We start from the raw sequence: 12232 nt of genomic DNA, 5'->3' as shown, positions 1-12232 counted from the left end.
GTCGCTGAAGCGGCTCACCCCGTCCAACGCCGCGGGCCTGCTCTTCGACGACGTGCTGTGGGTCGCGCGCGCCGTGGAGGAGCACGAGGAGTTCGAGGACGTGCTGCGCGCGCGGGGCGTCCGGACGTACCTGGTCCTCGACCTGCTGCGCGAGACGGTCGAGAACCCCGAGGCCCGCGTGCACATCCTCGACGCCGTCGTCGACCCGCACTGGTTCGGCCCGCTCGCCGTCGACGCGATCCGCAACTGCTTCGACGCCATGGACGCCGCCGAGCTGAGCGCGTTCCTCGTCGGCGGGATCACCAAGCGGGAGATGCTGGAGCGGATGCCCGAGCCCGCGTCGATCGCGTTCCACTCCATCCCGCCGGACGGGTTCATCCTGCCGCCGCTGCCCAACCACCTGTTCACCCGCGACACGTCCTGCTGGATCTACGACGGCGTGTCGATCAACACGATGCGCAAGAAGGCGCGGATGCGGGAGACGGTGAACATGGAGGCCATCTACCGGTGGCACCCGATGTTCGCCGACGGCTACGGCAGGCCGGGCGCCGAGCACGGCTTCCACATCTGGAACAAGGGCATGGAGATGGCCCCGGCGACGCTGGAGGGCGGCGACGTCCTGGTCATCGGCAACGGCGCCGTCCTGGTCGGCATGAGCGAGCGGACGCAGCCGCAGGCCGTCGAGATGCTCGCGCAGTCGCTGTTCGCCGCCGGTTCGTGCGGGCGGATCGTCGCGCTGCGGATGCCGCAGAAGCGGGCGTTCATGCACCTGGACACCGTCATGACCATGGTGGACCACGGCGTGTTCACCACGTACGCGGGGATGGGGATGCTGCCGTCGCACACCATCGAGCCGGGCGACACCGAGAAGGAACTGAAGATCACCGACCATCCGCCGGAGGACATGCACCGGGCGATCGCGGCGGCGCTCGGCATCGACGCGATCAAGGTCCTCACCCCGACGCAGGACGTGTTCGCCGCCGAGCGCGAGCAGTGGGACGACGGCTCCAACGTCCTGGCCGTGTCGCCCGGCGTCGTCGTCGCCTACGAGCGCAACGCGACGAGCAACAACCACCTGCGCCGCAACGGGATCGAGGTCATCACGATCCGCGGCAGCGAGCTGGGCCGCGGGCGCGGCGGCCCGCGCTGCATGTCCTGCCCGATCGAGCGGGACGCCTGACGCCCGCGACCTGCCAGGAGACACGGATGGACCTTCGCGGGCGCAGCCTCCTCAAGGAGCTCGACCTCACGCCCGGCGAGTTCGGGTTCCTGCTCGACCTCGCCGCCCGGCTGAAGGCCGCCAAGTACGCCGGGGCGGAGAACCCGGCGCTGACCGGCCGGAACATCGCGCTGATCTTCGAGAAGACCTCCACCAGGACCCGCTGCGCCTTCGAGGTCGCCGCGCACGACCAGGGCGCCCACGTGACCTACCTCGACCCGGGCGGCACCCAGATCGGCCGCAAGGAGTCGATGAAGGACACCGCGCGCGTCCTGGGACGGATGTTCGACGGCATCGAGTACCGGGGCTCCAGCCAGAGGCTCGTCGAAGAGCTGGCCGAGTACGCGGGCGTCCCGGTGTGGAACGGCCTGACCGACGAGTGGCACCCGACGCAGATGCTCGCCGACATGCTCACCATGCGGGAGCACAGCGACAAGCCCCTGGCGGACGTCACGTACGCCTACCTGGGCGACGCCCGCAACAACATGGGCCATTCGTACGTCGCGGCCGGTGCGCTGCTGGGCATGAACGTCAGGATCGTCGCGCCGCGCGCCCTCTGGCCGGACGAGGAGACGGTCGTGAAGCCGTCCAGGGCGGTCGCGGCCACCACCGGCGCGGAGATCACCCTCACCGAGGACGTCGAGGAGGGCGTGCGCGGCGCCGACTACGTGATCACCGACGTGTGGGTGTCGATGGGCGAGCCCGCCGAGAAGTGGGACGAGCGCATCGCGCTGCTCCGCCCGTACCAGGTCAACGCCGGCGTCATGCGGGCGACCGGCAACCCGGACGCGAAGTTCATGCACTGCCTCCCCGCCCTCCACAACCGGGAGACCGCCGTGGGGGAGGAGCTCTACCGCAAGACCGGCATGGAGGGCCTGGAGGTCACCGAGGACGTGTTCGAGTCCGCCGCCTCGATCGTCTTCGACGAGGCGGAGAACCGGATGCACACCATCAAGGCGGTCATGGTCGCGACGCTCGGCTGACGGCCGGGCGCGGGGCCCGGACACGGGTCCGGACGAGCGCCGGACACGGGGGAGGGGGCACGATGCGCGTGGTCGTCGCGCTCGGAGGGAACGCGCTGGTCAAGCGCGGTGAGACACCGGACGCGGCGTTGCAGCGCCGCAACGTCGACCGGGCCGTGCGGGCGCTGGCGCCGCTCGCCGAGCGGCACGAGCTGATCGTCACGCACGGGAACGGGCCGCAGGTCGGGGTGCTGGCGCTGGAGAGCGTCAACGACCCGAGCCTCACCCGGCCCTACCCCCTCGACACGATCGGCGCCGAGACGCAGGGCATGATCGGCTACTGGATGCTGCAGGCGCTGCAGAACGCGCTGCCCGGCCGCCAGGTCATGGCGATGATCAACCAGACGCTGGTGTCGGCGGTCGACCCGGCGTTCGAGGACCCGACCAAGTTCGTCGGCCAGGTCTACGACCGCGACGAGGCGGAGAAGCTCGCCGCAGAGTACGGCTGGACGGTCCGCCAGGACGGCGACGGCTGGCGCCGGGTCGTGCCGTCCCCGCGCCCGCAGCGGGTCATCGAGACCCGGCTGATCAGGGAGCTGGTCCGGCTCGGGACGGTCGTGGTCTGCGCGGGCGGCGGCGGCATCCCGGTGTTCCGCAACGACGTCGGGCGGCTGGAGGGCGTCGAGGCGGTGATCGACAAGGATCTGACCGCGTCCGTCCTGGCCGAGAGCATGGACGCCGACGCGCTGCTCATCCTCACCGACGTCCCGCGCGTCATGCGCCGCTTCGGCGCCCCGGACCAGGAGGAGATCACCCACACCACCCCCTACGAGCTGCGCGCCGAGGACTTCCCCGCAGGATCGATGGGCCCGAAGGTCGAGGCGGTGGCGAGCTTCGTCGAACGCACCGGGGACATGGCCGCGATCGGGCGGCTCGACCAGTGCGTGGAGATCCTCGAAGGCACCGCCGGGACGATCGTCACCCCCAACGCGACCTGGCCGCTGGCGAGCACGCTGTGAAGACCGGCACCCAGGCCGCGCCGGTCTCGTTCGCGCGGAGCCTCCTGCGGACCAAGCCCGTCGACCGGATCGTCGCCGAGGGCGGGCAGGGCGAGGGCGGCGAGCTGAAGCGGACGATGAGCCTGCTGCAGCTCACCCTCTTCAGCGTCGGCGCGACCCTCGGCACCGGGATCTTCGTGGTCCTCGGCGAGGCGGTGCCGCTGGCCGGGCCCGCGGTCGTGCTGTCGTTCGTCCTCGCCGCCGTCACCGCGCTGTTCTCGGCGCTGTCCTACGCCGAGCTGGCCGGGACGATCCCCGTCTCCGGCTCGTCCTACTCCTACTCCTACGCCACGCTCGGGGAACTGGTCGCGTGGGTGTGCGGGTGGTGCCTGCTGCTGGAGTACGCCGTGTCGGTGTCGGCCGTCGCGGTCGGCTGGGGCTCCTACCTCAGCGCGTTCTTCGACGACGCGGCCGGGTTCACGATCCCGGCGGAGCTGGCCGGGCCGCCGGGGGAGGGCGGGATCGTCAACGTCCCGGCCGTGATCGTGGTGATGTTCGCGACGTTCCTGCTGCTGCGCGGGACGTCCGAGAGCGCCACCGCCAACACGATCATGGTGTTCCTGAAGATCGGCGTGCTGCTGTTCTTCTGCGCGGTCGCGTTCACCGCGTTCGACTCGGGGAACCTGAGCTCGTTCGCGCCGATGGGCTTCGCCGGGATCAGCGCGGCCGGGTCCAAGGTGTTCTTCTCCTACATCGGCTTCGACGCCGCCTCCACCGCGGGCGAGGAGGCGAAGAACCCGCGGCGCGACCTGCCGCTCGCGATCGTCCTGTCGCTGGCCATCGTGACCGTGATCTACGTGCTGGTCGGCCTCGCCGCGGTCGGCGCCATGCACTGGGAGCGGTTCGACATCAGCGGCTCCGAGGCGTCGCTGGCGGCGGTGCTGGACGAGGCCACCGGGCGGACCTGGCCGTCGATGATCCTCTCGCTCGGCGCGGTCATCGCCATCGCCAGCGTCGTCCTCACCGTCATGTACGGGCAGACCCGCATCCTGTTCGCGATGTCGCGGGACGGGCTCGTCCCGCCCGTGTTCCAGAAGGTCAGCCCCGGGCGCCGCGTCCCGGTCGCCAACACGCTCATCGTGGCGGCGTTCATCTCGATCCTCGCCGCCGCGATCCCGCTGGGCCGCCTCGTGGACGCCACCAGCATCGGCACCCTGTTCGCGTTCGCGCTGGTCAGCCTCGGGGTCATCGTCCTGCGCCGCACCCGTCCCGACCTGCCGCGCAGCTTCCGGACCCCGCTCTACCCGCTCACGCCGCTTCTCGGCGTCGGCTTCTGCGTCTACCTCATGGTCGGCCTGGGCGGGGTGACGTGGACGGTGTTCCTGCTCTGGACCCTCGTCGGCCTGGCCGCGTACTTCCTGTACGGCCGCCGCCACTCGCGACTGGCGTCCGGACCAGCGGAGAGGAGCACGCCATGAGGGTCCTCGTCGGCTACTCCTCCGACGACCGCGGCGCCGACGCGCTCGCGCTGGCGGCGCTGGTCGTCCGGGCGGCGGGCGCTTCGCTGGTGGCCGCGAACGTCCATCCGCCGCCGTGGCCCGCGCGCGGCCCGGGGTCCGTCGACGCCGAATGGGTCGCCTACCTCAAGGGCGAGTCGCAGGCGGCGCTCGCCGAGGCCGCCGAGGCCCTCGCCGCGTCGGACGTCCCCGAATCGGTCGTGACGCTGCGCGTCCACTCCCACCGGGGCAGCGGGCGCGGCCTCATCGAGGTCGCCCGGGCGGTCGACGCGGACCTGATCGTGATCGGCTCGGCGCCGCGCGGGCGGCGCGGCCGCATCGCCATCGGCAGCACCGCCGACCAGCTCCTGCACGGCTCGCCCGTCCCCGTCCTGCTCGCCCCGCGCGGCTACGCCGGCGACCCGCCGGACCGTTTCGAGCGGATGACCGTCGCGTACTGGCACCGCCGGGACGCGGACGGCCCGCTGTCCGCCGCCGCCGAGATCGCGACCGCGCTGGGGGTGCCGATGCGGCTCCTCACCCTCGTGCTGCGCCCGCCCGGCATCGCGGCGAAGTTCAAGGACGTCGGCGGCGTCCTGGACCGCCAGGCGGCGCAGGCCGACGAGGACCTGCGCGAGGCGGCCGCGCGCTTCGCCGGCGGGCCGCCCGTGGAGCGCCTGACCGCCGTGGGGACGGGCGTCGCCAAGACCCTCGGGGGTGTCGATATGCTGCCGGGCGAGGTGCTGGCCTGCCTGTCCAGCCATGGCGGGCCGCTGCGCAAGGTCTTCCTCGGTGAAGGCTCCGGCAAAATCGTCCGCGCCGCGCCCTGCCCGGTGCTCCTCATGCCGCGCGGCGCCGCGCCCGGCGCCCCACCCGGCCGCGAAACCGCAGGTTAGGTAAGGCTTACCTGCGTGAGCCACGACATCGGGAAACCGGTGTTTGCGGGGAAGGAATTACGGCACACTGATGTTGTGAAAAACGTGAGCGAGGATCGGACCAGCGCAGAGGCCGCCACCGCGCGGTCCCTCGGCGTGCCGTCCGGGCCCGCCCACGTGCCGGGGCACACCGAGCGCGACACGCGCGCGCGGGTGGCCCGGCTCATCCTCGAGCACGGCCCGGTCACGGCGTCCACGCTGGGGGAGCGCGTCGGCCTCACGCCCGCCGCGATCCGCCGGCACCTGGACGCGCTGCTCGCCGACGGCATGATCGAGGTCCGCAAGGCGCGGACGCCGCAGGCCAGGCGCGGCCGGGGACGTCCCGCCAAGTGGTTCGCGATCACCGACGCCGGCCGCAACGCGTTCGTGCACGCCTACGACGACCTCGCGACCAGCGCGCTGCGGTTCATCGCCGAGACGGCCGGCGACCACGCGGTCGCCGAGTTCGCCCGCCGCCAGATCGCCGATCTGGAGGAGCGCTACCGGCCCGTCGTGCAGCAAGCCCCGCCCCACCAGCGGGTCCGCACGCTCGCCGAGGCGCTGTCGGGCGACGGCTACGCGGCCGCCGCCGCCAAGGCGCCCCAGCCGGGCGGCGGCGAGCAGCTGTGCCAGCACCACTGCCCCGTCGCGCACGTCGCCGCGGAGTTCCCGGCGCTGTGCGAGGCCGAGACCGAGGCGTTCAGCCGCCTGCTCGGCACCCCCGTGCAGCGGCTGGCCACCATCGCCCACGGCGACGGCATATGCACCACCCACGTCAGCCCCCGCTCGCTCTGCGGCGGCGACGACGAACGCACACCGAAAGACGACGAGGAGTCCGGAGGGACCCCCATATGACTACGGCAGCCCACCCCGAACTGGAGGGGCTCGACAGGTACAAGTTCGGCTGGGCCGACTCCGACGAGGCCGGGGCCTCGGCGCGGCGCGGCCTGAACGAGGACGTCGTCCGCGACATCTCCGGCAAGAAGGGCGAGCCCGACTGGATGCTCGCCCTGCGCCTCAAGGGGCTGCGGCTGTTCGACAAGAAGCCGATGCCCACCTGGGGCTCCGACCTGTCGGAGATCGACTTCGACAACATCAAGTACTTCGTCCGCTCCACCGAGCAGCAGGCGGGCTCCTGGGAGGAGCTCCCCGAGGACATCAAGAACACCTACGACAAGCTCGGCATCCCCGAGGCGGAGAAGCAGCGCCTCGTCGCGGGCGTCGCCGCGCAGTACGAGTCGGAGGTCGTCTACCACAAGATCCGCGAGGACCTTGAGGAGAAGGGCGTCATCTTCCTCGACACCGACACCGGCCTGCGCGAGCACCCGGAGATCTTCCAGGAGTACTTCGGCTCGGTGATCCCCGTCGGCGACAACAAGTTCGCCGCGCTCAACACCGCCGTCTGGTCGGGCGGCTCGTTCATCTACGTCCCGCCGGGCGTGCACGTCGAGATCCCGCTCCAGGCCTACTTCCGGATCAACACCGAGAACATGGGCCAGTTCGAGCGGACGCTGATCATCGCCGACGAGGGCTCGTACGTCCACTACGTCGAGGGCTGTACCGCCCCGATCTACAAGTCGGACTCGCTGCACTCCGCCGTCGTGGAGATCGTCGTGAAGAAGGACGCCCGCGTCCGCTACACGACCATCCAGAACTGGTCCAACAACGTCTACAACCTGGTGACCAAGCGCGCCGTCGCCTACGAGGGCGCCACCATGGAGTGGGTCGACGGCAACATCGGCTCCAAGGTCACCATGAAGTACCCGGCGGTGTACCTGCTCGGCGAGCACGCCAAGGGCGAGACCCTGTCGATCGCGTTCGCGGGCGAGGACCAGCACCAGGACGCCGGCGCCAAGATGGTGCACGCCGCGCCGAACACCTCCTCCAGCATCATCTCCAAGTCGGTGGCGCGCGGCGGGGGCCGCACGTCCTACCGGGGGCTGGTGCAGATCCAGGAGGGCGCCGAGCACAGCAAGTCCACCGTGAAGTGCGACGCGCTGCTCGTCGACCAGATCAGCCGGTCCGACACCTACCCGTACGTCGACGTCCGCGAGGACGACGTCGAGATGGGCCACGAGGCCACCGTCTCCAAGGTGTCGGAGCAGCAGCTGTTCTACCTGATGAGCCGCGGCCTCACCGAGGACGAGGCGATGGCGATGATCGTGCGCGGGTTCGTGGAGCCGATCGCGCGCGAGCTGCCGATGGAGTACGCCCTTGAGCTGAACCGGCTCATCGAGCTGCAGATGGAAGGAGCCGTCGGCTGATGGGGCTCGATGTCAAGCCTCTCTCGACGCTGCACGACAAGGCGTCGTACGACGTCGGCGACTTCGACGTCCCGACGGGCCGCGAGGAGGAGTGGCGGTTCACGCCGCTGCGCCGCCTCCGCGGCCTGCACAACGGCACCGCCGACGCCGACGGCAAGGTCCTGGTCGAGGCGGATGCGGCGCCGGAGGTGACCGTCGAGACCGTCGGGCGCGACGACCCGCGGCTCGGCGGGGCGTACGTCCCGTCCGACCGGGTCAGCGCGCAGGCGTGGAACTCGTTCGCGCAGGCCACCGTCGTGACCGTGCCGAAGGAGGCCGTCGCGTCGGCGCCGACCGTGCTGCGGCTGCGCGGCGAGGACGCCTCGGCCGCCGCCTACGGCCACACCACCGTGATCGTGGAGCCGTTCGCGCAGGCCACCGTCGTGCTGACGCACCGCGGGCCCGCGACGTACGCCGACAACGTCGAGTTCGTCGTCGGCGACGGCGCCCGCCTCTCGGTGATCAGCCTGCAGGACTGGGCGGACGGCAGCGTCCACGTGTCCCACCAGCACGCCCGCCTCGGCCGCGACGCCCGGTTCGTCTCGCACAACGTGTCGCTCGGCGGCGACGTCGTGCGGATCTCGCCGTCCGTCGCCTACGAGGGGCCCGGCGGCGACGCCGAGCTGTACGGCGTGTACTTCGTGGACGGCGGCCAGCACCTGGAGCACCGCCTCCTCGTCGACCACACCGTGCCGAACTGCCGCAGCCGCGTCGACTACCGCGGCGCCCTCCAGGACCAGGACGCCCACGCCGTCTGGATCGGCGACGTGATCATCCGCGCGGAGGCGGAGGGCACCGACACCTACGAGCTGAACCGCAACCTCGTCCTCACCGACGGGACGCGGGTCGACTCCGTCCCGAACCTGGAGATCCTCACCGGCGAGGTCGCCGGCGCCGGCCACGCCTCGGCGTCCGGGCGCCTCGACGACGAGCACCTGTTCTACCTCCAGGCCCGCGGCATCACCTTCGACCAGGCGCGCCGCATGGTCGTCCGGGGCTACCTGGGCCAGCTGATCGAGCGCATCGAGGTCGCCGAGGTCCGGGAGAAGGTGCACGAGGCCATCGAGGCGGAGCTTGACCGGGGGGCGGCCACGTGACTCACACCGCGAAGCCCGGGGGGCCTGGGGGGTCGTCCCCCCAGAACGGATACGTGAAGGTGTGCGCGCTGGACGACGTCCCCGCCGACGGGGCGCTCGCCGTCGAGGTCGACGACACGCCCGTCGCCATCGCGCGCAGCGGTGAGGACGTGTACGCCCTCAACGACATCTGCTCCCACGCCGAGGTCTCGCTGTCCGAAGGCGAGATATACGACGGCACCATCGAATGCTGGCTGCACGGGTCGTGCTTCGACCTGCGCACCGGCAAGCCCACCAACCCTCCGGCCACGCAGCCGGTCGCCACATACAAGGTCAAGGTCGAGGACGGCGACGTCTACGTCTCGCTCGCCTCCGACGACTGACCCCACGACTAAGGACATAACGCACCATGGCCACGCTAGAGATCCGCGACCTCCACGTCTCCGTCGGCGACGGCTCCGACGGGTCGAAGGAGATCCTGCGCGGGGTCGACCTGACCGTGCAGGCCGGGGAGACCCACGCGATCATGGGGCCGAACGGCTCCGGCAAGTCCACCCTCGCCTACGCGGTCGCCGGGCACCCCAAGTACGAGGTCACGTCCGGGACCGTCACGCTCGACGGCGAGGACGTCCTCGGCATGTCGGTCGACGAGCGCGCCCGCGCCGGGCTGTTCCTCGCGATGCAGTACCCGGTCGAGGTTCCCGGCGTGTCGGTGTCCAACTTCCTGCGCTCGGCCGTCACCGCGGTCCGCGGGGAGGCGCCGAAGCTCCGCGAGTTCTCCAAGGACATGAAGCAGGCGATGGAGAACCTGTCCATCGACCCGGCGTTCGCGCAGCGCAGCCTCAACGAGGGCTTCTCCGGCGGCGAGAAGAAGCGGCACGAGATCCTGCAGCTGGAGATGCTCAAGCCGAAGGTCGCCGTCCTGGACGAGACCGACTCCGGCCTCGACGTCGACGCCCTCAAGGTCGTCGCGGAGGGCGTGAACCGGTTCGCGTCCGGCGAGACCGGCGTCCTGCTCATCACCCACTACACGCGCATCCTCCGCTACGTGAAGCCCGACTTCGTGCACGTGTTCTCCGGCGGTCGCGTCGTCGCCGAGGGCGGCCCCGAGCTGGCCGACGAGCTTGAGGACAAGGGGTACGAGAAGTACGCGAAGGCGGGCGCCGCGCTATGAAGTTGCTGCCGGAGGAGCTGAAGAAGGACTTCCCGCTGCTGCAGCGCACGGTGCGCGGCGGGCGCCCTCTGGTGTACCTCGATTCGGGTGCGACGTCGCAGAAGCCCGTCCGGGTCCTGGAGGCGGAGCGCGAGTTCTACGAGAAGCACAACGCGGCGCCGCACCGCGGCGCGCACCAGCTCGCCGAGGAGGCGACGGAGGCCTACGAGAAGGCCCGCGCGTCCATCGCCCGGTTCATCGGCGCGTCGCCCGCCGAGGTCGTGTTCACCAAGAACGCCACCGAGGCGATCAACCTGGTCGCGTACGCGATGAGCAACGCCGCCACCGGCGGCCCGGAGGCCCAGCGGTTCGCGGTCGGCCCCGGCGACGAGGTCGTGGTGTCGGAGATGGAGCACCACGCCAACCTCGTCCCGTGGCAGCAGCTCTGCCGGCGGACGGGCGCGACCCTGCGCTGGTTCGGCATCACCGACGACGGCCGCCTCGACCTGGAGCACCTCGACGACGTCGTCAACGAGCGCACGAAGATCGTCGCGCTGACGCACCAGTCGAACGTGCTCGGCACCGTCCCGCCGATCGAGCGGATCGCGGCGCGCGCCCACGCCGTCGGCGCGCTCGTCCTGCTGGACGCGGCCCAGTCGGTGCCGCACCAGCCCGTGGACGTCGCCCGGCTCGGCGCCGACTTCCTCGCCTTCTCCGGCCACAAGATGCTCGGCCCCACCGGCATCGGCGTGCTGTGGGGACGGAGCGAGCTGCTGGAGGCGATGCCGCCGTTCATCACCGGCGGGTCCATGATCGAGGTCGTCCGGATGGAGGAGACCACGTTCATGCCGCCGCCGCAGCGGTTCGAGGCCGGCGTCCCGATGACCGCGCAGGCGATCGGGCTCGGCGCGGCCTGCGAGTACCTCGCCGAGATCGGGATGGACCGCGTCCACGCCCACGAGGAGGCCCTCGTCGGGTACTCCCTGGAGCGGCTCACCGAGATCCCCGGCGTCCGCATCATCGGCCCCGGCACCACCGAGGCCCGCGGCGGCGCCGTGTCGTTCACCGTGGACGGCATCCACCCCCACGACGTCGGCCAGGTCCTCGACGACCTCGGTGTCGCGGTCCGCGTCGGCCACCACTGCGCCTGGCCGATCTGCCGCCGCTTCGCCATCCCGGCGACGACCCGCGCGACGTTCTACCTCTACAACACCCTCGGCGACATCGACGCCCTCGCCGACGGGGTCAGGCAGGCCCAGAAGTTCTTCGGCACGTCCTGAGGAACACCCCCGCGACCGGCCCTGTTGTAGCGAGAGAGCCACGGAGAGGACCCCATGCACCTGGAGGCGATGTACCAGGAGGTCATCCTGGACCATTACCGCAACCCCCACCACAAGGGGCTGCGCGAGCCGTTCGAGGGCGAGGCGCACCACGTCAACCCGACCTGCGGGGACGAGGTGACGCTGCGCGTCCACCTGGACGGCGAGGGCCAGGACGCCACGGTCGCCGACGTGTCCTACGACGCGATGGGCTGCTCCATCAGCCAGGCCAGCGCGTCGGTGATGTCCGACCTGGTCATCGGGAAGTCCGTCAAGGAGGCGATGGCGGTCGGCGAGGAGTTCCTCACGCTGATGCAGTCGCGCGGCCGGGACGTCGAGCCCGACGAGGACGTCCTGGAGGACGCCGTCGCCTTCGCCGGCGTCTCCAAATACCCCGCCCGCATCAAATGCGCCCTGCTCGCCTGGATGGCGTGGAAGGACGCGACCGCCCGCGCACTCGGAGAGGCATCATGACCGAAACCACCGGCACGGCCGTCCCGGAGGAGGACATCCTCGAGGCCCTCAAGGACGTCGTCGACCCCGAGCTCGGCATCAACGTCGTCGACCTCGGCCTGGTGTACGGCGTCACCATCGCCGACGAGGTCGCGACCCTCGACATGACCCTCACCAGCGCCGCGTGCCCGCTCACCGACGTGATCGAGGACCAGGCGCACAGCGCCCTGGAGGGCATGGTCAAGGACGTCAAGATCAACTGGGTGTGGCTGCCCCCGTGGGGGCCGGACAAGATCACCGACGAGGGCCGCGACCAGCTCCGCGCCCTCGGCTTCAACG

At 71.1% G+C, this 12232-nt stretch carries 13 protein-coding genes; all 13 read left to right on the top strand.

From position 1 onward, the window contains the following. Window positions 1-1180: arginine deiminase (locus E1264_RS31655; RefSeq protein WP_132179282.1), on the top strand; the 1180-nt coding region annotated here is incomplete at its 5' end. A gap of 26 nt (window positions 1181-1206) precedes the next feature. After that, complete coding sequence (argF, locus tag E1264_RS31650; protein WP_132179280.1) at window positions 1207-2202, top strand: ornithine carbamoyltransferase; 996 nt, start codon at window positions 1207-1209, stop codon at window positions 2200-2202. Window positions 2203-2264: 62 nt separating this feature from the next. Then, window positions 2265-3200 (top strand): carbamate kinase, encoded by a 936-nt coding sequence (gene arcC, locus E1264_RS31645; RefSeq protein WP_132179278.1) that lies wholly within the window; start codon window positions 2265-2267, stop codon window positions 3198-3200. Then, window positions 3197-4657, top strand: a complete 1461-nt coding sequence (locus E1264_RS31640) for an amino acid permease (RefSeq protein ID WP_207936497.1) — start codon at window positions 3197-3199, stop codon at window positions 4655-4657. The genes arcC and E1264_RS31640 overlap by 4 nt, the downstream gene beginning before the upstream one ends. Further along, window positions 4654-5571 (top strand): universal stress protein, encoded by a 918-nt coding sequence (locus tag E1264_RS31635; protein ID WP_132179276.1) that lies wholly within the window; start codon window positions 4654-4656, stop codon window positions 5569-5571. The genes E1264_RS31640 and E1264_RS31635 overlap by 4 nt, the downstream gene beginning before the upstream one ends. A gap of 135 nt (window positions 5572-5706) precedes the next feature. Next, entirely contained in the window at window positions 5707-6444 is a 738-nt protein-coding gene (locus E1264_RS31630) for a metalloregulator ArsR/SmtB family transcription factor (RefSeq protein ID WP_165964477.1), read from the top strand. Then, on the top strand, window positions 6441-7853 hold the full coding sequence (gene sufB / locus E1264_RS31625) for a Fe-S cluster assembly protein SufB (protein ID WP_132179272.1): 1413 nt from the start codon (window positions 6441-6443) through the stop codon (window positions 7851-7853). The genes E1264_RS31630 and sufB overlap by 4 nt, the downstream gene beginning before the upstream one ends. Next, the gene (gene sufD / locus E1264_RS31620; protein ID WP_132179270.1) at window positions 7853-8989 is read left to right on the top strand and encodes a Fe-S cluster assembly protein SufD; all 1137 of its coding nucleotides are present in this window, start codon (window positions 7853-7855) and stop codon (window positions 8987-8989) included. The genes sufB and sufD overlap by 1 nt, the downstream gene beginning before the upstream one ends. A gap of 53 nt (window positions 8990-9042) precedes the next feature. Beyond that, on the top strand, window positions 9043-9351 hold the full coding sequence (locus E1264_RS31615; RefSeq protein ID WP_243711281.1) for a non-heme iron oxygenase ferredoxin subunit: 309 nt from the start codon (window positions 9043-9045) through the stop codon (window positions 9349-9351). A gap of 26 nt (window positions 9352-9377) precedes the next feature. After that, window positions 9378-10142: a Fe-S cluster assembly ATPase SufC gene (gene sufC / locus E1264_RS31610; RefSeq protein WP_132179266.1), complete on the top strand. Its 765-nt coding sequence runs from the start codon at window positions 9378-9380 to the stop codon at window positions 10140-10142. Then, entirely contained in the window at window positions 10139-11401 is a 1263-nt protein-coding gene (locus E1264_RS31605; protein ID WP_132179264.1) for a cysteine desulfurase, read from the top strand. Before sufC ends, E1264_RS31605 begins: the two co-directional genes overlap by 4 nt. Window positions 11402-11455: 54 nt before the next feature. Continuing rightward, window positions 11456-11914, top strand: coding sequence for a Fe-S cluster assembly sulfur transfer protein SufU (gene sufU / locus E1264_RS31600; protein ID WP_132179262.1), 459 nt, complete (start codon window positions 11456-11458; stop codon window positions 11912-11914). Next, window positions 11911-12232: metal-sulfur cluster assembly factor (locus E1264_RS31595; protein WP_132179260.1), on the top strand; the 322-nt coding region annotated here is incomplete at its 3' end. The genes sufU and E1264_RS31595, both read left to right, overlap by 4 nt.

Source organism: Actinomadura sp. KC216 (genome assembly GCF_004348535.1).
Lineage (GTDB): Bacteria > Actinomycetota > Actinomycetes > Streptosporangiales > Streptosporangiaceae > Spirillospora.
The sequence above is the reverse complement of the archived record's forward strand: the minus strand, read 5'-3'. Positions and strand labels throughout refer to the sequence as shown.